The sequence below is a fragment of the Rhizobium sp. WYCCWR 11146 genome (genome assembly GCF_013591995.1).
Lineage (GTDB): Bacteria > Pseudomonadota > Alphaproteobacteria > Rhizobiales > Rhizobiaceae > Rhizobium > Rhizobium indicum.
Map to the genome: position 1 here is coordinate 243,137 of NZ_JACCEY010000038.1, position 20,054 is coordinate 263,190.

The following is a 20,054-nucleotide window of genomic DNA, read 5'->3' on the forward strand; positions in this document are numbered from 1 at the left end:
TCCGTTCACTGATAGGCGGGTTGCTGCGCCTGGAACTGCTGCAAGGCCTGCGCCGCCGCCTCGCCGCGCGCCTGTTCCACCGTGGCGCGATGTTCGATCTCGGCCTGGGCGACGCCAAGCTCGGCTTTGCGCTGTTCCGCACCCGCCTTCACTTCAGCCGTTTTCAGCTTGATCATCTGCTCGGCCGGCGGCTGCGGCGGCGGCTTGGGCGCGGTGGCGGCCTCGGAGAGCTGGGCGCCGACCTGCTCCAGTGTGCTTTCGAGCTGGCGGCCGGCCCTGAAGCCGCGGGCGGCAAAGAGCAGCGTCTCGACCATGACGGGCACCAGCATCGGGTTCTGCTGCGCCATGGCGCCAGCCTGCTGCAGGAAGCCGCCGACCATCTGCACGAATTCCATGCGGCGCTGCTTTTCGGCATCCTCGTCGGGCTCGATGGTCGAATCCGTTTCGATGTCGATCTGGAAGCCGCGAATGCTGTCATTGCGGAGCAACTGCACGACCTCGTCGATCGTCGGCTGCTGCATCATTTGTTGGAGCTGCGGCGGCATATCAGGCGGCGGCGGTGCCGGTTGACCCATCTGTTGGGCACGAGCTGCGGCCTGCTGCGCCGCCATTTGCATCTGTTGCATCTGCATTTGAACCTGCTGCTTCTCGGCCATGGTCGGAAGCTTGATGCCGCTGACCAGCATCAGCGTTTCCGGCTGAAACTGGTCGCAGATGATTTCGCCGGCAAGGCGGATGATGTCACGGGCGAAGCGGGCAAGCTCCGACTGGCGGTCGCGGATGCGGATCGAGCCCCACTGGCTCTTGATGCGCTGCGCCGTTGCCGTCTCCGACGCCTGAGTATCGCCGCGGACGATGTCCGAGATGCCGGTGATCTGGTAGACGTCCTCGATCAGCTGCTTGCGGGCCTGGATGCAGGCGATGATGACCTTCTGCACTTCGTCGATCGGCAGCGTCACGATGGCTTTCGAGCCGCCCTTGTCGGTAAAGGCCGCCCATTCCGGGATCGGCACCATCACCGTATCGTTTTCCGGCCGCATCGCCTTCTCGATCGCCGGCGAGATCGCGCCGTCGCCGGAGGGATAGAACACTTTCAGGCGCAGCTGATCGGTCAGCTTGTTGACGCGCTTGGTCAGCAGGTCGATCTCGTCGCATTGCTGCTGATAATAGACATAGTCGGGAACCGGGATCAGCGAGCTGGTCGACATCGTTCCGTAGGCCGGGCGCGGGCAAGGCCAGAAATGCGTCAGATCGAGCGGCGGCTCCGACACTTCGAGCGCCACCGGCGCGCCGTCGGCGATCCAGACGGTATAGTTTTCGCTCTTGCACCAGATTTCCCAGACATGGGTCTTGCCCTCGTTCTCGGCACGTTCGGTCTGGTTGCTGCCCTTGTTGCTGCCGGCAGCTTGCGCCTGGAGCGATGTCATGGCGTCAGAGCCGAAGCGCTTCTCCAGCTCCTCCTCGGTCATCGGCACGCGCCGCGCCACCCATGTCACATCCTTCCAGCGCCGCGCCGGCGAATGCAGGAAATCGGACCAGTGGACATAATCGATGCACACCCGCTCGTCGCTGATCACCTCGGGCGGAACGTCGCCATTCTCGCCCATGCCACCGGGTAAACCAGTGGGAAGCCCCTCGGGAAAGCCACCATTGGCCGGCGCGTCGGAGGGCTGGACGCCCATGTCGAGCGGCTCGAAATCGGCCTCGTAACGCAGCCACACCGTGCCGCGGGCGCAGAGCAGGAAATCATCGCGCACCGCCCGCATGATGGAATCGATATCGGCTTCGTCGCCCATATAGGCGAGATTGCGCTCGACCAGTTCCGAAGCCATGCGCGCCACCGGCTGGGCATCCTTGAAGCGGCGCTCGACGACCGGCTGCGGCACCCGGGCATAGACGGCCGGCTGCAGCACCGAGGTGTTGGCCCAGAGCATCGGAAACCTTCGCTTGGCGGCATTCGTCTGGTCGGACTGCTGGTCGAGATAGATCTTCTCGATCTTGACGCAGCGGTCATGCCAGGATTTGAAATAGCGCTGGGCGCGCTCGAGCTCCTGCTGCCAACGGGCGCCGACCTTTGCCAGGTCCGATTGCTGCCCGCCCGCCAAAGCCGTTGTTTCATCTTCCATCAAACACGCTCGCTATATGCAGGGGTGGAATCGGCAAATTCATTGAATGTCATCGTCTGGAAGGTCGGCAGGGATTTCGGTTGCGGCTTCAGCGGTTCGGGCGCCAAGCCGGTGAAAATGATCGCCAGACCGCCGAAAGCGTCTGCACCGTGCGACGCCCAATTGTGCAGGGGCTCGTCGCGGAAGACGCTCAGATCCTCGTCCCAATCCTTGCGGTAATTCCTCAGGCATTTGATCCCCTGGATGCAGCCGGCCTGATCGAACTCGATCTTTGCCAGAATGCGCCTGGTGCCGTTGATACGGTCATGGACATAGGCGCGCTCGATCTTGCGGACCGTGCCGAGACCGCGGGCCTTGACCTCGTTCAGCATGACCTCGATGCGGGTCATGCCGCCACGCGTCCATTCCCTGACCTTGATGTCATGCGGCATGTTGTGCACGCCATAGACATAGCCATGTTCTTCGGCGCGCCGCTCCAGCTCGTCGAGCATGCCGTCCATGCCGGTGCCGGTATGCTCGAAATAACCGATCATCCTCACACGGCCGGGCAGCACCTGAAACAGCCAGACGCTGTTGGTATCGTCCATGCCGATGTCGGAAATGGTATGGACGGGATAGCCTTCCACATGCGGGAAAACCCCGATGCGCTCTTCGGCATCGGCCACTGCCATCTGGTCGGCGTAATAGGCTCCCTCGACGCTCGCTTCGAACGCTTCGGCCGGCGTCGAGGGATATTCGCGCTTCATGTCGCCAAGCTGGGTTTCGGCCTTTTTGACGTACCAGGCCTTCTGCCCGTCCGTCAGCGTGATGCCCTGGTCGGCCAGATTGCGGAAATATTTGACGAAAGCGTCGGTGATGATGACGCCTTGAGGCGCGATCGAATATTGCGGCTCCTTCCACCAAGGGAAGAAATGGAACTTGAAGTCCAGTTCGGTCAACTCTAGCGCCTGGCGCTGCTTGACCTGGCCATCCTCGCAGAGCGAATAGAAATGCCCCTCCTGGCCTTCCGCCGTGCTTTCGACGAAGACCAGCTGGCCGGCCTGCACGGTATTCAAAGCTCCGGTGCGGACTTCCCTAGCCTTCTCGGGATATTTAGCGCAAAGCTTCCCATATTCGGAGATATGCAGATATTGCAGCGTTCCCGAGCGCAGCGAGGTGCCGACACGGATGCTCGAATTGTTGCCAAGCAGCAGTTCGGTCTGGTTGGCTCTGACGACAGGCACGGCGTTGCGGATACCATCCGGCAGATTGTCATAGGGGTACTTGATCTTATCCCGGAAGATCGTCTGCACGTCGCCCAGCGTATGGGCGATGGTGCCGGCGCGGATATCCCGGTTGAAGACGCAGGCATCGAGCATGAAGATCTGAATGAAGGTCGTGAGACCCAGCTGGCGGGCTTTCAGCAGCACATTGAGGTAATGCATCTGCTCGAAAAAGGTCATCTGCGTCCAGTTCATCTCGAACCTGACGCGTTTGCCTGCCTTGTCGGTGATCCAATAGAGGTTGTTCAGACGCCAGCGCCAGTCGGAAAACTGGTCAATTGCCGTTTGGAAGTCCGCGCGTCTTGCCATTGATATCTTCCAGCAACTGCGAAACTTCGCCGGTCACGGCGCCATGGTCGGGCTCGACCTTGGAACCGTATTTCTTCGGCCTCAGCTTCTCGGCGACCCACTGACGGGTGGCGATGCGGAGCTGCGACCGCCGGATGGTTTCGCCATTCTCCTGCCAGCCGGTGGTCTCGCCGCTCGCATTCTTCTTTTCGATCCAGTCGTCTGCGCGGTCATCGGCAATCTCGACCATCTCGTCGACAAAACCATCCGCCTGAATCTCGCGCGCCAGGGCGTATTTGGCTCGAAAACCGGCCTTATCGCCATCGGCGAGCCAGGACAGCACGCTCGACATCGCCGGCATCTCTTCATCCCGGCAGATCGACCGCAGGCTTTCCCTGTCGGCGATGCGCTCGCAAATCCTGTCGGCAAGCGCCTGGGTGAACTTGATGGGTCTGCCCATAAGGCGCCGCTTCTGGAGGGTTCTAGAACAGCGCGACGATATTGGATGCCGTGGTCCCGGTCAGCGCCACGATGGCAGCATGAACCGGCAGGATCGTCCCGGCCGGCACGCTCTTGAAGATGACCGGATCCATGTCCCGGCGCGGCGCAATGGCAACATCGCCCGTCGTGCCAATGTAAAGCGCGCGCGCGCCGACGATGGCAGTATCGTTCGGCGTCACCACTGCGGCCCGCGAGGCCGGAGCAATCGAAGGGTCCATTACAGTTCTCCTTGAAAGAGACAAGCGCTACCCGGCCCGATCCCAATGTGATCGAAGATGAGAGGTCAGGCGGAAGAAGATGGGGGATCAATGATGATCTGGGGAAGCTGGCCGGACGGTGGCAGACACACCGATCGGAGGGCGGCGCCGACTTGGTCGACATCACCGTCTGGATTCAAATTTCGCAGCTTGGATTTACGGTAGTCTTAACTGATTTGCCGGGGGGTGATCAAGGATTGATTGTAGGTCGCGGGTTGGTCTGGAATCTAGCCTGCCCGACCAAGCGGGCGTCAGAATGCCATCGGCCCTCTGGCGAGTTTGGCAAAACACACGCCCCATCCTCCGTCATCCCAGGCCTTGAGCCTGGGATCCATGCCCGTTGCTGATGGAGGCCGGCGTGGATCCTCGGGTCAAGCCCGAGGAGGACGGAGCAAGGGGTGAGCTTTGTGGCAAACCCGCGATCGTCGCTCAGTGACGCTGGCCGGCCGCCGACTTGGTCGACATTCCCTCTTGATTCAAATTTCGCAGCCTGGATTTACGGTAGCCATAACGGATGTGCCAGGGGGTGATCAAGGGCCGGTCGGGGTCGTGCGCAGTTCGTGCGCCGGTGGGGAGTTTGGCGGACGCTTCCCCAACCTCCGTCATCCCAGGCCTTGAGCCTGGGATCCATGCCCGCTGCCAATGGAGATCAGCGTGGATCCTCGGGTCAAGCCCTCGTTGGAATCGAACTCGGCAAATTGTGAAGAACGCTTGAGCTGGTTCACTCGCAAGCAGCATGTTAAGTTAGAGCCATTGCATATAGACAGGCCTTCAGCCGCATTCTCCAACGAGCTTATCTAGCGTTCGAAAGGCGTTGCATTCTCCTGTCTTCGCAGATCCTGCGGACAGCCGGGATGACCGCTCTCAGACGCCCAATCAACAAGCGCGTTCAGAAAAGGAAGCACCCTCATGGATGCCGACGGACCAATTACCACTCCGTTCACTCGCTTGCTCGGTATTCGCCACCCAATCGTATCGGCGCCGATGGGACGTGCCTCTCAACCGGAACTTGCCGCAGCAGTGACCAACGCCGGCGGCCTCGGCGGGCTTGGTTTCAGTTGGGACAGCCCGGAGCGCATCGAAGAGCTCGTTGGTGCCGTGCGGCAGCTTACCAATGACGGTCCCTTCCTCGCCAACTTCGCCCTTGAATGGGATCAGCACCAGCGGATGGATGCCGCGCTTTCGGCCGGCGCTCGGATCATCTCTTTCTTCTGGGGTGACATCGCGCCCTACGTGGATCGAGCAAAAGCCGCAGGTGCGCTGGTCGTCCACACCGTCGGAACTCCGGAAGAGGCGCGTCGATCGATTGATCTCGGTGTGGATATTCTGGTTGCGCAGGGCAATGAGGCCGGCGGGCACGTTTGGAGTCGGCTATCGACGATGGTGCTCGTACCGCTTGTGGCCGATGTCGCCGGCAAGGTGCCTGTTCTCGCCGCTGGTGGAATTGCCGATGGTCGAGGTCTTGCAGCGGCTCTCATGCTGGGCGCATCAGGCGTGTGGATCGGCACACGGTTTCTTGCCTCGACCGAAGCGGCCTGCCACGCCGACTACAAGCGCCGCCTCATCGAAGCTGCCGCGAGTGAGACGATCGAGACCACTCTTTTTGACGGGGGCTGGCCGGACGCACCGAGTCGCGTGCTGCGGAACCGCGCAGTCGAAGTATGGGAAGCGGCGGGGCGCCCCAAGTCGGGTTCGAGACCTGGGGAGGGCGAGGAGATCGGACGCACACCCGACGGCAAACCCGTACGGCGCTACTCGTTCCCCAGCCTGCTCAGCGGCGGTCAGGGGGATATCGACGACTTCGCCATTTACGCTGGCGAGTCCGTCGGACTGGTGCGTGAGATTCTACCGGCGTCTGCCATTGTCAGAGCCTTGGTCGAGGATGCGGCAGAGATCATGGCGCAGCGATCCGGGCATCGCAGTGGCCACTCGACAAAGAGCTGAAAGGCTGGAGTTCCTGTCGGAGGTGGCGGCTACGAACAAATCTCGCAGCCTGGATTTACGGTAGTCATAATGGATGTGCCAGGGGGTGATCAAGGGCTTTTGATCGCAGGTCATGCGCCGGTTTAAAGTCGACTCAACCCGGCCCAATCGGCGGCAGAACGCCTCGCCGCTTTGCGAGCCTTCAGGTCCGGCGTACAATGCGCAGGCTGTTGGTCAAACGGTGGAGAAGTTCAGTGAAAAACACGAGACTTTTTCTTTGCCTCGTCGCTTTTCTCAGCGTCACCTTCGCTGGAAACCCGGCTGATGCCGACGAACTGGTTCACTTCGAAAGCGCGCCCGTAAAGCTAAGCCCATTTCGAATAAGCAAGGCTAGAGAACAGGGAGAAATTCTTTCTCAACCGCAAGGTACACCCCTGCTGGGATATCTATCCCGCCCCGGGGGTGATGGCCCCTTCCCGGCGGTCGTCGTCCTGCATGGATGCGAGGGTATGCGTCTGAGCGTCAAAGACCTTTGGCCGAAACGACTGGTCTCATGGGGCTACGTCGTGCTCGTCGTCGATAGCTTCACCACCCGCAACATCAAGGACACGTGTCAAAGCCATCTCCCCGATCGCGTCTTCGACGCCTATGGCGCTTTGAATTTTTTATCGAAACAAAGCTTTGTCGATATCAGGCGCGTTGCCTTGATGGGCTTTTCAACCGGCGGCACGGCGACGCTGGAGGGAACAAAAATCGAAGGCAACGAACAGCTGATGGACCACAAATTCCAGGCAGCGGTTGCCTACTATCCCCGCTGCGCGGCAACTCAGGGCGATGCGACGGTGCCGATCCTGATTTTGACTGGCGAACGAGACAATTGGAGCCCGGCCGAGCGATGCCGGAAGAGGCTTGCCAATCTGAGTGACGATAGCCCGCCCATCGAGCTCAATATCTACAAGGGTACTTACCACGATTTCGATGCGCCGGAGTTTAAGGTGGGAAGGAAGGTGTTGGGTCACATCGAAAAATACAATCCAGATGCCGCAGAAAAATCCATCCGCAGCGTTCGCACATTCCTTCGAAACTACATCTCGAACTAAAGCACGAGGCTCAGAGCGCGCCGCTGGCAATTTGACAAAACCGCGCCCCACCCTTCGTCATCCCAGGCCTCGAGCCTGGGATCCATGCTCGCCGCTGATGGAGACCCTATCGCGAGAGCATCGCTTTCAGTCGCTGCTGCAAGACAAGAGGTTCGCTGGACATTCGAACCTGACTGAGCGCATGGCGCATGGCCGGCGTGAATGGCAGCCAATGTTGCAGACGATCCAGCAAGTCTTCCGACATCATATCTTCGAGCGGGCCGGCGCCCAATTGGCCGAGCGCTTTTTCGTGGCGAGGCAATTGGGCTTGCTCGATAATAGCGAGCACTCGCTTCAAGACGATCTCGCTCGGATCATGCAGCAAAAGTGTCGTCCAATACCATTCGCCGGGATCTGCGAGATAGGCATCTACATAGGCATCAGCAGTAAGCGGTGGCTTTCCAACAGCCGTCATATCCGGCAGCCACGTCAGATCCGATGCGAGCGCGCTCCGGGTGAACGCGTCGACCGCTGGAGCGTCGGCGGTGTGTTTTCCCGAGCGCGGGTTGCTACGGTTTTTCCTGGTCACCTTTGCGCCTTCCACGTCCGCGGCTTATTCTACGGTTTTTTGAGGACTGACGTCTCGACCCAAACATTCAACAGGTCTTTACCAACGACGACGACCGTCATCCACGTGTTCTCACCCTCGATCAAATAGGCCATGCCGCTTTCCTTGCGGTCTTTCGTGACAGAACCCAGCGACGCTGCCACAAGCCCAGCTTCGAAGGCTTCGATTTCAGCGCTCGAACAACGCAGATCCTCCGAACGATCCGCCGCCAGGACGCCAAAATAATCGAGCGTACAGGTAGCAGAAAAGAGCTTTCGGTATTCCTCATAATACATGGCGAACCGCAGTCCGCTCGGCATCGTGTAGTGCTCGCTGCCGGTTCGAGGCTCAGAGGTCGGGTTGACGGGAGAAGAAGGCGCTTCAACGGTCCAATCGCCTCGATCGACGCCGTTGTGCAGGGCAGCCAGGCTTCGGCCATTCAAGACGCAAAGCTTCAACGTATCATTGAGAGGGCATGCAACCGCCCCGTCCCCACTCAATAGGATCGCAATCACCAAGGCTGCAAAGAAACGCACTCGACTATCCCGAAAGTCATCACCATTAAACCACCGGCACCGTAGTTCAGATGCCGGAGAAAACAAGGCAATGGCGCCAGAGCATGATGCCGAAAGTGTGCGCGGTTTTCACGCGACGTCAGGCTCTCACTCTGCTCTAGGTTCAGGAGCTGTTGATGAGGCTCTAAGCCTTACCCAGATGCTTCGGCCAGAATTGCTGATGGATTTCGGCAGCTTCTTCTTCGAGGTTCGTCGGGCCAACCACAGTGACGATGCGCGCGCCGGTTTGCAACACCGCCCGGCTCGGCACGTTCAACCCGATCCCGGCGATCTCGCCAAGCCGTGTTTCGGAGCACGCAAACACCATGCGCCCGATGCCCGACCAGTAGATCGCCCCGGAGCACATCGCGCACGGCTCCGTGCTGGTGTAGAGCGTGCAGCCGGCGAGAAAAGCAGTGTCGTAGTGTTGTGCCGCCAGTTTCACCAGGTTCATCTCGGCGTGGTTGGTCATATCGTGGCCGGTGAAGACGCTGTTTTCGGCGCGCAGGATGACTTCGCCGTCCTTCACCAGCACCGAGCCAAACGGTTCGTCGCCGTTTTCGACCGCGGATTTCGAGAGTGCAATCGCCTCGCGTAAAAACGGCTCGTGGTTTTCCATCAGAGTCCCCTCAGCTAGAGCGGGATGATCTTGTCTTGAATCGGAGCGATTTCCAAGGGGCTGCAAACAGGGGTGAGGTGGGTCAGTACGCACCGCCACCTGTTACCCTCCCGGTGATAGACGTCGGTGATCCATTCGTCGGCTGATATCGGTTCGCCACGGAACATCCCCGTGTTCTGCCCGCGACCGGTAACCGTGGCGACATTGCCGAGCAGATGGACGTGATGCGTCGTCTTGGTCATCGTGTCGTGGCTCAGGACACCGGATCCGATCGCCGAAAGAATAGCCTGTGCAGGGATTGGGCCACGCTCAGGCGTCACCAGCACCCAATCGTCCGTGATACAGGCGGCGATCTGGGCGGGATCGTTGGAAACCATCGCCGCGTTGAAGGCGCGCTCAGCCGCCTCGAGCGCTTCAAGGGCTGCGGCACTCACGCCGACATGTCCTCGTTCCAGCGGCGTTGCATCTCCTCAGCCGTGACCTGCTCGATGGTTTGCGACAACATCCAGCGATGACCGAAGGGATCAAGCACCTGCGCCACCCGCTCGCCAAAACTCTGGTCGGTCGCCGGGCGCAACATCGTCGCCCCGGCCGACAGCGCCTGCGCCAATGCTTCGTCGGTCGACACCGTGTCCATGTGGAAAGTTACCGGTGAGCCTCCGACGGTATCCGGAGACAGGGCGCCGAAGTCCGGATATTCGTCTGCCAGCATCATCAGCGTCTCTCCGAAACGCAGCTCGGCATGGCCGATCCGTCCGTCCGAAGGATCGGTCATGCGGAAAACTTCCGTGGCGCCGAAAGCCTCCTTGTAGAAGTCGATGGCCCGTGCCGCATCCTTGACGATGAAGTAGGCGCTCACTTTTCGGGCAAAACTCGGCATGGATGATCCTCCTTGACTGGGTCCTTTATTAACGTTACGTATCGTAAAGATATGAGTCAAGAGAATAACGCAACACCGAAGAAACGCGGGCGGCCGCCAAGCGCTGCCGCGCAGAGGCGTGCCTTGGAGGCCGCCCATGAGATCCTGATGGCCGAAGGTTTTGGCCGCATGACGATCGAAGCCGTGGCGGCGCGGTCCGGTGTCGGCAAGCCGACGATCTACCGCTCCTGGGCCAACGCGCAGGAACTGGCGATGGCCGCTCTTCTGGTCAACCGGCTACCGGAAGCGGAGGTTGGAGGGGCCACGGCGCAGGCGGCTCTCGGCGCGCAAATGAGCGGGCTGGTGACCGCCTTTGCGAGCACGCGCGGGCGGCAGATCACGATGGCACTTGCGGCCGCCGACCCGGAAAGCGAATTTACCAAGGCCTTCCGCAATCAGGTGATCCTGTCGAGCCGCAACGCGGGTCGTGTCATCCTGGAGGAGGCTCTGGCTCGAGGAGAGATCGTTGCGCCGCTGGATATGGAGGCGCTGCTCGACATGATCTACGGACCGGTCTTCTTCCGGCTGCTGGTCGGCCATCGCCCGGTCTCGCCGGAGTTCGGCGATGCGATCGTCAGGACTGCGTTGCGGGCCGTTGCACCGTCGGGCGCGTGACGCAGGCGGCCGACCAGGCGACCTAGCCGTGATCGCCACCCAGTTCGCCAAGGTGGCGCTGGACCCACTTGATCTCTTCCGACGCGGTGCGCCCGAAATGCCGTTTGAAATCGCGGCTGAACTGCGCAGGGCTTGCGTAGCCGACGGAAGCCGCGATCTCGGCGATCGTTCTCGTCTGGCGGGCGATCATCAATCTTGCTTCGTGAAGGCGCATCGCCTTGACGTATTGCATCGGACTGCTGCCGGTCAGACCCTTGAAATGGACATGGTAGGACGGAACGCTCATGCCGACGTCTCTTGCCAGATCGGTGACCGCGACCTCCAGGCCATAGTTTTCTCGCAACCAGGCCAGGCTCTGGATGATCTTTCCGGATCTGCCTTTCTGCTGGAGGGCGGCGATCATCGCGCCGCCTTGCGGACCGACCAGGACGCGGTAGTGCAGTTCGCGCAAAATGCCGGCGCCAAGCACATCCGTCTCAACGGTGCTGCGTAGCGCCGTCAGCAGGCGCAGCAGGACATCCTCGATATCAGCAGACATCCTGCTCGACACGAGACTTCTCGCCTCGTCGCCTGGCAGTTCGGCATGCTTTTCCACTTGCAGTGCGATCTCGGCTGCCATCTGCATGTCGAACTCGACATAGACCGCAAGCAATGGCCGCTCGGGACTGGCCGTCGACGTCATCCGGAATGGGACGGGCAGCGACACCGCCAGATAATGCTCCTCATCATAGAGGAAGACCTCGCCTTCGAGGATGCCCTGCTTGCTCCCCTGCAGGACGAAAACCGCGCCCGGTCTATAGAGGACAGGGATGTCGTGGAGCACGGCTTCGGTGCGCAATATGCGGACGGGAGCAAGCGCGGTCGGATTGTATCCGTGACGAGGGGCGAGACGTCCGGCCAGCTCGACCATCTCCCCTCGCCTCGATAGGCCACGATCACCATTCATAGGATTTGGCAACATTTTGAGAGAATCCGCAATCGATTCGCCGGTTTCTCCATACTATTTGTCAAATCGCATCCTCAATCAAGGAATAATGCTGATGTCACGAAAGACCTTCTTCATCACCGGATCGAATTCCGGCTTCGGGCTGGCCATCGCGTCTGCGGCGCTTCAGGCGGGCCACACGGTGATCGGCACCGTCCGCTCGCAAGCCGCGCGCACAGCGCTTGCCAAAACCCTGCCTGCCCTGCAGCCGGTCCTCTGCGACGTCACCGAATTCGACCGTATCGATGATGTCGTTGGCCACGCAGAGGAGGAGCATGGGCCGGTCGACGTGCTGATCAACAATGCCGGCTACGGCCATGAAGGCGTGATCGAGGAATCGCCGATCGAAGAGATGCGGCGGCAGTTCGAGGTGAATGTCTTCGGCGCCGTCGCCGTCGCCAAGGCGTTTCTGCCGCGGTTTCGCACGCGGCGCCAAGGGTTCATCGTCAACGTCACCTCGATGGGCGGCATGATCACCATGCCCGGCATCGCCTATTACTGCGGCAGCAAATTTGCGCTGCAAGGCATATCGGAGGTGATGCGCGCGGAAATGGCTCCGTTCGGGGTGCATGTGACGACCCTTTGCCCCGGCTCCTTCCGGACAGACTGGGCCGGACGATCGATGGTCCGCACAGAGCGGTCGATCGCCGATTATGATGGCCTGTTCGACCCGATCCGCGAGGCGCGACAAGCCGTCAGCGGCAAGCAGCGCGGCGATCCCGCCAAACTGGCAGCGGCGGTTCTGGCGCTCATCGAATCCGATAATCCGCCGCCGCAGCTGCTGCTCGGCAGCGACGCCCTCAAGCATGTTTCGGAGAGGATCCTGCGCCTGCAGCAGGAGATCGAGGCTTGGAAATCCGTCACCGTCTCGACCGACGGCTGACGGCGGAACATCAATCAGCCAGCCCTCATTGGATGATTTTCCCACCCTCGGCCGCCTCCAGCTTCCGCCTGAGTGCCTGCTCCTGTTCGTATGATTTATGCGGGAAATGCTCAAAGCACCACCAGCGCGTTGGCACGGCCGGGGATGGGCTGTGGCCCCAGCCTCCCCATTCCTTGCAGCCTGTGCTGTCGGCATGCCGGTGCTCGCAATAATGTTCAACGATCACATTGGCGCCCGGCGCACTCGAATGGCCTTCGATGCTCATGGGTGCGCCGTCCTTGGTTTCCCACCTTTGATGCTCTCGTAGATCATTTCCAGCCGCCTCGAGGCGACATAGGCACTGTCCTCGTATCCGGCTGACGGCCAATCCAGTCGAGGGTTGCCATCTGTCGCCACGATCCAGAACCATCGATTATCGATCCCTTCGCCGGCCTGTGAGCGGAATATCCTTCCGATCTGGGTATCGCCGTCAAAAGCGACGTAGTCGTCACCGGGTTTCTCCTTCCAGGCGTGCCGCCATTTGTATTTGATTTCTCGGCCGCTGACATGTTCCCACGATTTCCATGTGATTTGTTCTGGCATGCGTCGTCCTGTCCTCTCGCGAGGTTCTCTTTGACCGCATGGTTGATGGATGGCTCCCGCCCGAGCCGGTGAATTCAGATCAGCGTCGGTTCCGGATCGGGGTCGATCGGATCGATAATGTCAGCCGTGTCATTCTTGGGCGAACCCACATTGCGGCCGATCGGCCACATGGTCATCAGCTCCGCCGGGAACGGCTTCATCAGGTCGTTCGGATCGGGTTCCGGCGATAGCCAGCGTTCATAATCCTCACGATGCAGGATGACCGGCATCCGGTCATGGATCTGCGCCATCATCTCATTCGGCTCACAGGTGACGATTGCGAAGTTTCGGACGTCTATGCCTTCCGGGCTGCGCCAAATCTCCCAGATGCCGGCGAGCGCAAAGGGCGAGCCGTCAGCCATGGCGATCGCATAAGGCTGCTTGTTCTTGCCCGTGCCGAAGATATCCTTCCACTCGAAGAAGCCGTTGATCGGCACCAGGCAACGGCGCGATCTGTAGGCCGAGCGGAACAGGCCGTTGGTACTGATGCCCTCGCAGCGGGCATTGATCGGCGGCGGCCGCCCACCCGGCTTCATCCATGCCGGCATCAGACCCCAGCGCGCCGAGGCGAACACCGGCCCCATGATATCAGGCTCGCGGATCATGTCGCGAATGATGATCGGATAATCCAGCGTCGGCGCGCCGTTGTAGCGCGGAAATCGGTTCCCGAGCGCATCGATCGCGCCTCGCTCTGCGAAGGCGAAATTGCGCACCAGTTCCTCAAGCGATGTCTTGATATAGACGCGGCCGCACATCCAGAACTCCATTCCGTATATTAGGTGTTCTGATTATGTTCTGGGTGTCCGAGGCGAGTCAAGGCCAGTCGCTACAACCGATGCCATCATCACTTTCGCCCGCATCAAGGTGAAGCCGGTGACCGCCTCGACGACCGCTGACGGTGGAAAATCTGCTTTCGGCTTGACAGCCTTCCTACTGGAAGGTAGATAGCCTTATGAGCAATCTTTTGACGACGTCAGACGAGATCCTGGCCTCCGCCCGCGCACTGATCATGACCGGAGGCTATAATGGCTTCAGTTATGCCGATATTGCTGCCGTCGTCGGCATCCGCAAGGCCAGCATCCATCACCACTTTCCGAGCAAAACCGACCTGGTGCGCATGCTTGTCGTGCGATATCGCGAAGATGCCGAGGCGGGTATCGCGGGCCTGGAGCAGCATGTGAAGGATCCCCTGGCACTCCTCAAAACCTATGCGGGCCATTGGGCCCAGTGCATCGAGGACGCCAGCCGGCCTTTTTGCGTCTGCGCCCTGCTGGCGAGCGAACTGCCGGCGCTGCCGCCGGAGGTCGCGGCCGAGGTCAAGGCTTTCTTCCGCTTTGCGTCGGCATGGCTGACCTCGGTGATGGAACGGGGCGCTGAGAACGGGAGTCTGACGCTGTCGAGCGAACCGCGCGTCGAGGCCGAAGCCTTCATGGCCTCCGTCCATGGCGCCATGCTGTCGGCCCGTGCCTACGGGACCCCGGAGATCTTCGCCACCATTCTGGCCCCCACCTTGGAGCGGCTTACTCCGGCCGCCGCCCGATAATGCTCCGGGCGGAATAAAGCCCGGAGCGACAACGACGTTCAGCGAAACTACCAACTAGTAGGAAGAACGATATGATCAAGACCATTCTGCCCGCCCTCGTGTTGGGGCTCAGCGCCATCGCGACGGCGGCACTTCCAGTGGCGCCTGTCCAGGCCGAAGACCAGAAGCCCGAGCAGATTCATGTCAGGGGCAGCATCGTCACCTACAGCGGCTCTGTTCTCAAGGTGAAGACCCGCGAAGGAGAGACCGTCGATGTGACGCTTGCCGACGGCTGGCAACTGGCGAGCGTCGCAAATGCCGCGGTCACCGACATCAAACCGGGCGACTTCGTCGGCATCGCATCGCTGCCGAGCGCAGGCGGCGGCGATGGCGCGCTTGAAGTGCTGATCTTCCCGCCGGCGATGAAGGGTGCGGGTGAAGGCAGCTACGGCTGGGACCTCAAGCCCAACAGCAGCATGACCAATGCGACCGTCGCCGACGCCGTCAAGGGCGTCGATGGCCGCACCGTCACCGTCTCCTATCACGGCAAGGAAAAGAAGATCGCCATTCCGGACGGCACGCCCGTCGTGACCATCGCTCCGGCCACCAATGACGATCTCGTTCCCGGCGCCGCCGTCTTCATCCCCGCCGAAAAGGCTGCCTTGGGTCCCCTCGCCCATCAGGTCCTTGTCGGCAAAAATGGCGTGGTCCCGCCCATGTGACCACGTCGTCGCCGGTCGGCCGGGCCGCCCCCGGTTCGACCGGCGATTTACCAGGGAATGCGGCGTGACCGGCAGCCGATCGATCCGAACGACGGAGAACACCGGCTCGACAGCCGCCCGGCAATGCTCGGGCCGTTCCGGCAAGCCCATGAAAACCAATCTCGATAACGGACGACGCCACTCACGACGGTGAGCCGCCTTTATCAGACCAACACCATCACATTCAGGAAAGAGATCATGATGACCACAGATCAAACCACCGTCGCGTCTGGCGACAGGGAAGAGTGGCTGACGCGCTATTATTTCACCCGAGCAGCCTTTTCCGCCATCTGGGTCGCAGCCGCCTTGACGGCCGGCCAGCAGTCGCTTGCCGTCGCGGCCGCCTTGCTGATCCTCTACCCGGCCTGGGATGCCGCCGCCAACCTCATCGACGCAGCGCGGAACGGCGGCCTGGCAAACAACCGCAGCCAGGCGATCAACGTCGCCGTCAGCGCGGTGACGACGGCGGCCGTGATCGTCGCGCTGACAATGAGCATGAACTGGGTTCTCGGCGTCTTCGGCCTCTGGGCGATCTTTTCCGGCCTGCTGCAGCTTGGAACCGCTGTCCGGCGCTGGAAGACCAATGGCGGCCAGTGGGCGATGATCCTCAGCGGCGGCCAATCCGCGGTGGCAGGCGCGTTCTTCATCGCCCAGGCGCAAATGCCGGAACCGCCGTCAATCGCCAACATTGCCGGCTATGCCGGCCTCGGCGCCTTCTATTTCCTGGTGTCGGCCGTCTGGCGGAGCGTCACGCAGATGCGGCGGAATCGGGCCTGAGGCGAGCGGAGCGGGAGAGTGCCGGGGCGGGGTCGGGCCGGCCCGCCTGCACCGCTTATCTCCAGACCGACGGGATCGGAGAAGGCTTTCCAGGGGTGATAGCCGCTTGAGCGAAGCGCTATCATGTGGTCGCCGACTGTCACCTGATTGCGGCGGCGGCCAGCCTCGAGCCTCACTCAAGATCCGATGGTGAACGTGAACCGGCGATCACCGATCCAGCCTGTGCCGGTTCCCTTCTCGCGCTTAGAAGGGCGAGTGAAGGAGAAGGAGCCGCTTTGTCCGCCATTACAGGTGAACGTCCCTTCGCCCTTGCGGCGGGTAACGCGGCCAGAATAGCCTTGGCAATCAATCCCCTTGCTACTCCAGATGTGAAAGTCGGTAACACCGTCTGCAAATCTCATAGCAGAGCCTGTGAACGTTTCGTCCTCGCTCTCCATCCGCCCCTCCAGAGGCAGCACCGTTGTGCAACCGGAAAGTAGAACGGCGAGGAGTGCCAAGGGAATAAGCGATTTCATGGATTGCTCTGATAAAATCATGTTGCGAACGGCATCAAGCATATTGCCTTGCCCAGTGCCACAATCTTTTCTCACCCCTTGCCGCAAAGGCGGACCGTTTTGGGCATCATCCGCCCCACCTTCCGTCATCCCAGGCCTTGAGCCTGGGATCCATGCCGCTGCTGATCGAGGCAAGAGTGGATCCTTGGGTCAAGCCGGAGGAGGAAGGAGCGTGCGGTGGCGTCCGGAGCAAGGACAGCGGCGCATGCGGACATGATCGGCGACAGCTCGCACGGTCGCCGATCTTGTTCTGCCGAAACGCGCAGCGGCGGTGTGGCCACACTCACCGCCTTGTGTAAGTTTTCAAAAAGCGGTTAGCTGCCATCGTTGACTATACTTCGTGTGCTGAGACGTGTCCGCATTTCGGGGGAAATCTCGTGCACTGGTCCAAACCCCTAAGACTGCATCTCGGCGTCCTGGTTGTCGCATCGCTGCTTTGCACGTCGACGCCGATCATCTGGCTGGCGTTCAGGCAAGGAAGCGATGCTGCGGTCAGTGCGGGCGTGCAGCAGATGCGCGAGATGAGCCTGCGGCTGATCGAGGGGTACCGCAATACGCTGCAGGGCGGCACCGAGGCGGTGGCACTGGCATCGACCCTGCCGCAGCTCACCTCGCCGCCGCCCCAGGATATCACGGAGAAACAGCAATTCTTTCTGGAGGTTCTCAGAAATGTCCCCAACGCGACGAGCGTCTACACCGGCTATCCTGACGGCTCGTATCTACAGGTCATCAACACGCAAAGGCAGGATGTCCGCCGGATCCTCGCAGCACCCGATGGCACGGCTTTCGCCATCCGCACGATAGCACGCAGACAGGGGCCGGACGTCATATCGACGTTTCGCTTCCTCGACCGCCAGGCAAGGCCGATCGCCGAGCGTGACGTCGACTTTGCATCATTCGATCCGCGGCAACGCCCCTGGTACCAATCCGTCATCCAGCAGGGCGAGGAAGTATCCGTCGGACCCTATGTTGCCGGAACGCTGCAGCTTCCGACGCTGACGATCGCAGCACCGATGAGAGACGACGATCAGGTTGTCGTCGGCATCAACATCCACCTGATGACTGTCAGCCGCCTGCTGGATGCGCAGGAAATTTCGCCGCGGGCGCGCGCCTACATCATCGATGATGCCGATGATCTGATCGCCCATTCCGACCCGGCGATCATGAACAGGCTTCTCGGCATATGGTCGAAAAGTGCCGGTGACGGCGCCGTTGCCGTCGATACGACGACGGACAGTTACGACACGAGCCTCGAAACGGTGGCGAGGCTCAGGCGGGATCCGGCCTTTGCAAATGGCGGCGTGGTGCGGATCGATCTCGATGGCGAACGCCAGATCCTGCAGATCGCCCCCGTCGGCGTCTCCGGTCTGTTCAAGGGAAGCGTCGCCGCAATCGTCGTGCCCCTGGAAGATCTGGTGGCTGAGGCCAATCGGCTGCTCATGCACAATCTCCTGATTGCGGCCGCCTTCGTGATCGCGGGCGTCGCTGCCTCCGTGATGCTGTCGCGCATGGTCAGCCGCTCCCTCTACCGGCTGGCGGACGAGGCGCGCAGGATCGGCGATCTCGACGTCGGCGAGAAAGGCGTCTCCCATTCCTTCATATCGGAGATCAACACGCTCGCAGGCGCGCTGGCGGCAAGCCGCCATGCCATCAGCCAGTTTGCCCTCTATGTTCCGCGTGAAGTCGTCAGGCGGATCATCGATCCCAAGGGAAGAACCGCCGTCAAGGCGCAGCGGCAGGATGTGACCGTGCTGTTCACCGACATTCGCGACTTCACCACCATATCCGAGCAGCATTCGCCCGAGGACGTGGTCGATACGCTGTCGGCCTATTTCGAACTCTTGAACACTATCGCCGAGCACAATGGCGGGACTGTCGTGCAATATCTCGGCGATTCCATTTTCGTCATGTGGAACGCCCCTGTTCCGGATGCCGGACATGCCGAAAACGGCTGCCGATGCGCGCTGGCCATGAAAGCGGCGGTCGACGAGTTGAATGAAGCCAACCGCCGGAATGGCCGTCCCGCGCTCATCACGCGATTTGGATTGCACACCGGCCCGGCGGTCGTCGGCAGTTTCGGCGCGATTTCGCGACAGCAGTACACAGCCATGGGCGATACGATCAATGTCGCCTCACGGCTGGAAGGACTGAACAAGGAATTCAACACCTCGATCCTGGTGAGCGCCGCCATATACGAGGCCGTCGCCGATCGCTTCGCCCTTCGCCCGCTTGGCCTGGTGCAGCTCAAGGGGCGCGGCGAGAAGGTCGATTTATGGGAACTTGTCGAGGAAGGCCGGAGGCCGCAGGAATGAATGAGGCGTTCGGGTTGCTACCAACGGCAGCTTCGCGCCCGCCGCCAGCGGCCTTGTGGCGTCGCAAACTTTCTCTATTTCTTCCGTCAATTTAATCATGGCCGCCAAGGGTATCGCCAATGGGATGGGAAGCACTCGGGCAATGGGGTGAAGACGCGGTTCGCATCGAACCGCTCACCGGTGGAGTTGCCAACGACGTGTGGAGCGTTCGCTTAAACGGGCAGATCGCGGTCGCTCGTCTCGGCTCCAGGAGCGACGCTGATCTTGCATGGGAAGCCGAGCTGCTCCAATACCTCGACCGTGAAGGCATGACCGTTCCGGTGCCGATGCCGACGACTGACGGCCGGCTGTTCGTGGACGGGCTGGTGGTGATGAAATACATGGAGGGCGGACCGCCCGAGACGAAGTCCGACTGGCGTCGCGTCGCCGACACGCTGCGCGAGCTGCATCGGCTGACGCAGGGCTGGCCGCAGCGCCCGGGCTGGCGGTCGTCGAGCGACCTCCTGCATACCGAAACCGGAACGAGGATCAACCTTACCGCGATGCCGCCTGAGGGCGTTATTCGATGTCGAGCGGCGTGGGCACGGCTCATCGGGCGTCAGACATGCGTTGTCCACGGCAACCCCAACAGCCCCGGCAACGTCCGCATGACTGCAGATCGGGTCGCGTTGATCGACTGGGATGAGTCACATGTCGACGTCCCCGACCTTGACCTGGTGCTGCCCGACAATGCTGCCGATCTCGACGACGGCGCACATGACATCGCCGCGCAAGCCTCAGCCGCATGGGAAGCCGCCGTCTGCTGGCAGGACGAATACGCAGTCAAGCGGCTTGCCGAGGTTCGGGCGGTCTGAGTAGTTTCGCCGGATCGACAGGCGGCATCCACCCG

Annotated in this window: 23 protein-coding genes; 9 read left to right on the plus strand and 14 right to left on the minus strand. The window is 61.2% G+C overall.

The genetic code is table 11. The features are described from left to right. Positions 1–5: 5 nt before the first annotated feature. From HX899_RS30535 to HX899_RS30550, 4 genes are read right to left on the minus strand one after another with little or no spacing between them, the layout of a single operon-like run. Positions 6–2,126 carry a hypothetical protein gene (locus HX899_RS30535; RefSeq protein WP_181294114.1) on the minus strand — a complete coding sequence of 707 codons (2,121 nt, stop codon included), beginning with the start codon at positions 2,124–2,126 and terminating at the stop codon, positions 6–8. Then, the gene (locus tag HX899_RS30540) at positions 2,126–3,697 is read right to left on the minus strand and encodes a terminase (protein ID WP_181294115.1); all 1,572 of its coding nucleotides are present in this window, start codon (positions 3,695–3,697) and stop codon (positions 2,126–2,128) included. The genes HX899_RS30535 and HX899_RS30540 overlap by 1 nt, the downstream gene beginning before the upstream one ends. Continuing rightward, positions 3,663–4,136 carry a terminase small subunit protein gene (locus HX899_RS30545; protein ID WP_181294116.1) on the minus strand — a complete coding sequence of 158 codons (474 nt, stop codon included), beginning with the start codon at positions 4,134–4,136 and terminating at the stop codon, positions 3,663–3,665. The genes HX899_RS30540 and HX899_RS30545 overlap by 35 nt, the downstream gene beginning before the upstream one ends. Before the next feature lie 22 nt (positions 4,137–4,158). Beyond that, positions 4,159–4,395 (minus strand): hypothetical protein, encoded by a 237-nt coding sequence (locus tag HX899_RS30550; protein WP_012756512.1) that lies wholly within the window; start codon positions 4,393–4,395, stop codon positions 4,159–4,161. 948 nt (positions 4,396–5,343) lie between these two features. Between HX899_RS30550 and HX899_RS30555 the strand changes: the two genes are divergently transcribed. Both HX899_RS30555 and HX899_RS30560 read left to right on the plus strand, forming a co-directional pair. Beyond that, on the plus strand, positions 5,344–6,378 hold the full coding sequence (locus HX899_RS30555; protein WP_138387846.1) for a nitronate monooxygenase family protein: 1,035 nt from the start codon (positions 5,344–5,346) through the stop codon (positions 6,376–6,378). 197 nt (positions 6,379–6,575) lie between these two features. Continuing rightward, positions 6,576–7,457, plus strand: coding sequence for a dienelactone hydrolase family protein (locus HX899_RS30560; protein ID WP_181294117.1), 882 nt, complete (start codon positions 6,576–6,578; stop codon positions 7,455–7,457). A 106-nt stretch (positions 7,458–7,563) separates the two neighbouring features. Here the strand turns inward: HX899_RS30560 and HX899_RS30565 are convergent, their stop codons facing one another. From HX899_RS30565 to HX899_RS30585, 5 genes are all read right to left on the minus strand, one after another. After that, entirely contained in the window at positions 7,564–8,040 is a 477-nt protein-coding gene (locus HX899_RS30565; RefSeq protein WP_181294118.1) for a hypothetical protein, read from the minus strand. Positions 8,041–8,054: 14 nt separating this feature from the next. Further along, on the minus strand, positions 8,055–8,579 hold the full coding sequence (locus HX899_RS35325) for a hypothetical protein (RefSeq protein WP_348647948.1): 525 nt from the start codon (positions 8,577–8,579) through the stop codon (positions 8,055–8,057). 163 nt (positions 8,580–8,742) lie between these two features. Continuing rightward, entirely contained in the window at positions 8,743–9,216 is a 474-nt protein-coding gene (locus HX899_RS30575; RefSeq protein WP_181294119.1) for a nucleoside deaminase, read from the minus strand. 14 nt (positions 9,217–9,230) lie between these two features. Further along, positions 9,231–9,650, minus strand: coding sequence for a nuclear transport factor 2 family protein (locus tag HX899_RS30580; protein WP_181294120.1), 420 nt, complete (start codon positions 9,648–9,650; stop codon positions 9,231–9,233). Next, positions 9,647–10,096 carry a VOC family protein gene (locus HX899_RS30585; protein WP_181294121.1) on the minus strand — a complete coding sequence of 150 codons (450 nt, stop codon included), beginning with the start codon at positions 10,094–10,096 and terminating at the stop codon, positions 9,647–9,649. The genes HX899_RS30580 and HX899_RS30585 overlap by 4 nt, the downstream gene beginning before the upstream one ends. Before the next feature lie 51 nt (positions 10,097–10,147). Between HX899_RS30585 and HX899_RS30590 the strand changes: the two genes are divergently transcribed. Next, the gene (locus HX899_RS30590; protein ID WP_138328671.1) at positions 10,148–10,750 is read left to right on the plus strand and encodes a TetR/AcrR family transcriptional regulator; all 603 of its coding nucleotides are present in this window, start codon (positions 10,148–10,150) and stop codon (positions 10,748–10,750) included. 22 nt (positions 10,751–10,772) lie between these two features. On the opposite strand, the gene HX899_RS30595 is transcribed toward HX899_RS30590, so the two are convergent. After that, on the minus strand, positions 10,773–11,711 hold the full coding sequence (locus tag HX899_RS30595) for an AraC family transcriptional regulator (protein WP_138387852.1): 939 nt from the start codon (positions 11,709–11,711) through the stop codon (positions 10,773–10,775). A 79-nt stretch (positions 11,712–11,790) separates the two neighbouring features. Here HX899_RS30595 and HX899_RS30600 point away from each other — a divergent pair, with 79 nt between their 5' ends. Next, positions 11,791–12,618, plus strand: coding sequence for an oxidoreductase (locus HX899_RS30600; RefSeq protein ID WP_181294122.1), 828 nt, complete (start codon positions 11,791–11,793; stop codon positions 12,616–12,618). Positions 12,619–12,643: 25 nt separating this feature from the next. On the opposite strand, the gene HX899_RS30605 is transcribed toward HX899_RS30600, so the two are convergent. From HX899_RS30605 to HX899_RS30615, 3 genes are all read right to left on the minus strand, one after another. Beyond that, positions 12,644–12,883 carry a hypothetical protein gene (locus HX899_RS30605; RefSeq protein ID WP_181294123.1) on the minus strand — a complete coding sequence of 80 codons (240 nt, stop codon included), beginning with the start codon at positions 12,881–12,883 and terminating at the stop codon, positions 12,644–12,646. After that, on the minus strand, positions 12,880–13,200 hold the full coding sequence (locus tag HX899_RS30610) for a hypothetical protein (protein ID WP_181294124.1): 321 nt from the start codon (positions 13,198–13,200) through the stop codon (positions 12,880–12,882). The genes HX899_RS30605 and HX899_RS30610 overlap by 4 nt, the downstream gene beginning before the upstream one ends. A gap of 74 nt (positions 13,201–13,274) precedes the next feature. Continuing rightward, positions 13,275–13,994 (minus strand): SOS response-associated peptidase, encoded by a 720-nt coding sequence (locus tag HX899_RS30615; protein ID WP_181294125.1) that lies wholly within the window; start codon positions 13,992–13,994, stop codon positions 13,275–13,277. 197 nt (positions 13,995–14,191) lie between these two features. Here HX899_RS30615 and HX899_RS30620 point away from each other — a divergent pair, with 197 nt between their 5' ends. The 3 genes from HX899_RS30620 to HX899_RS30630 all read left to right on the plus strand — a co-directional run bounded on the left by HX899_RS30620 (position 14,192) and on the right by HX899_RS30630 (position 16,299). Continuing rightward, on the plus strand, positions 14,192–14,782 hold the full coding sequence (locus tag HX899_RS30620) for a TetR/AcrR family transcriptional regulator (protein ID WP_138328677.1): 591 nt from the start codon (positions 14,192–14,194) through the stop codon (positions 14,780–14,782). A gap of 71 nt (positions 14,783–14,853) precedes the next feature. Then, complete coding sequence (locus HX899_RS30625; protein WP_181294126.1) at positions 14,854–15,483, plus strand: hypothetical protein; 630 nt, start codon at positions 14,854–14,856, stop codon at positions 15,481–15,483. A gap of 237 nt (positions 15,484–15,720) precedes the next feature. Continuing rightward, positions 15,721–16,299 (plus strand): DUF308 domain-containing protein, encoded by a 579-nt coding sequence (locus HX899_RS30630; RefSeq protein ID WP_181294127.1) that lies wholly within the window; start codon positions 15,721–15,723, stop codon positions 16,297–16,299. A 176-nt stretch (positions 16,300–16,475) separates the two neighbouring features. Here the strand turns inward: HX899_RS30630 and HX899_RS30635 are convergent, their stop codons facing one another. Next, positions 16,476–16,856 carry a hypothetical protein gene (locus HX899_RS30635; protein WP_138328680.1) on the minus strand — a complete coding sequence of 127 codons (381 nt, stop codon included), beginning with the start codon at positions 16,854–16,856 and terminating at the stop codon, positions 16,476–16,478. A 374-nt stretch (positions 16,857–17,230) separates the two neighbouring features. Between HX899_RS30635 and HX899_RS30640 the strand changes: the two genes are divergently transcribed. Both HX899_RS30640 and HX899_RS30645 read left to right on the plus strand, forming a co-directional pair. Continuing rightward, complete coding sequence (locus HX899_RS30640) at positions 17,231–19,165, plus strand: adenylate/guanylate cyclase domain-containing protein (RefSeq protein ID WP_138387858.1); 1,935 nt, start codon at positions 17,231–17,233, stop codon at positions 19,163–19,165. 119 nt (positions 19,166–19,284) lie between these two features. Beyond that, positions 19,285–20,019: a phosphotransferase enzyme family protein gene (locus HX899_RS30645; protein ID WP_138328682.1), complete on the plus strand. Its 735-nt coding sequence runs from the start codon at positions 19,285–19,287 to the stop codon at positions 20,017–20,019. Positions 20,020–20,054: the final 35 nt, after the last annotated feature.

Coding starts and splice junctions, on each gene's coding strand:
- HX899_RS30535 (WP_181294114.1), bottom strand. CDS start 2,126: ATGGAAGATGAAACAACGGCTTTGGCGGGCGGGCAGCAATCGGACCTG.
- HX899_RS30540 (WP_181294115.1), bottom strand. CDS start 3,697: ATGGCAAGACGCGCGGACTTCCAAACGGCAATTGACCAGTTTTCCGAC.
- HX899_RS30545 (WP_181294116.1), bottom strand. CDS start 4,136: ATGGGCAGACCCATCAAGTTCACCCAGGCGCTTGCCGACAGGATTTGC.
- HX899_RS30550 (WP_012756512.1), bottom strand. CDS start 4,395: ATGGACCCTTCGATTGCTCCGGCCTCGCGGGCCGCAGTGGTGACGCCG.
- HX899_RS30555 (WP_138387846.1), top strand. CDS start 5,344: ATGGATGCCGACGGACCAATTACCACTCCGTTCACTCGCTTGCTCGGT.
- HX899_RS30560 (WP_181294117.1), top strand. CDS start 6,576: ATGCGCAGGCTGTTGGTCAAACGGTGGAGAAGTTCAGTGAAAAACACG.
- HX899_RS30575 (WP_181294119.1), bottom strand. CDS start 9,216: ATGGAAAACCACGAGCCGTTTTTACGCGAGGCGATTGCACTCTCGAAA.
- HX899_RS30585 (WP_181294121.1), bottom strand. CDS start 10,096: ATGCCGAGTTTTGCCCGAAAAGTGAGCGCCTACTTCATCGTCAAGGAT.
- HX899_RS30590 (WP_138328671.1), top strand. CDS start 10,148: ATGAGTCAAGAGAATAACGCAACACCGAAGAAACGCGGGCGGCCGCCA.
- HX899_RS30595 (WP_138387852.1), bottom strand. CDS start 11,711: ATGTTGCCAAATCCTATGAATGGTGATCGTGGCCTATCGAGGCGAGGG.
- HX899_RS30600 (WP_181294122.1), top strand. CDS start 11,791: ATGTCACGAAAGACCTTCTTCATCACCGGATCGAATTCCGGCTTCGGG.
- HX899_RS30605 (WP_181294123.1), bottom strand. CDS start 12,883: ATGAGCATCGAAGGCCATTCGAGTGCGCCGGGCGCCAATGTGATCGTT.
- HX899_RS30610 (WP_181294124.1), bottom strand. CDS start 13,200: ATGCCAGAACAAATCACATGGAAATCGTGGGAACATGTCAGCGGCCGA.
- HX899_RS30615 (WP_181294125.1), bottom strand. CDS start 13,994: ATGTGCGGCCGCGTCTATATCAAGACATCGCTTGAGGAACTGGTGCGC.
- HX899_RS30620 (WP_138328677.1), top strand. CDS start 14,192: ATGAGCAATCTTTTGACGACGTCAGACGAGATCCTGGCCTCCGCCCGC.
- HX899_RS30625 (WP_181294126.1), top strand. CDS start 14,854: ATGATCAAGACCATTCTGCCCGCCCTCGTGTTGGGGCTCAGCGCCATC.
- HX899_RS30630 (WP_181294127.1), top strand. CDS start 15,721: ATGATGACCACAGATCAAACCACCGTCGCGTCTGGCGACAGGGAAGAG.
- HX899_RS30635 (WP_138328680.1), bottom strand. CDS start 16,856: ATGCTTGATGCCGTTCGCAACATGATTTTATCAGAGCAATCCATGAAA.
- HX899_RS30645 (WP_138328682.1), top strand. CDS start 19,285: ATGGGATGGGAAGCACTCGGGCAATGGGGTGAAGACGCGGTTCGCATC.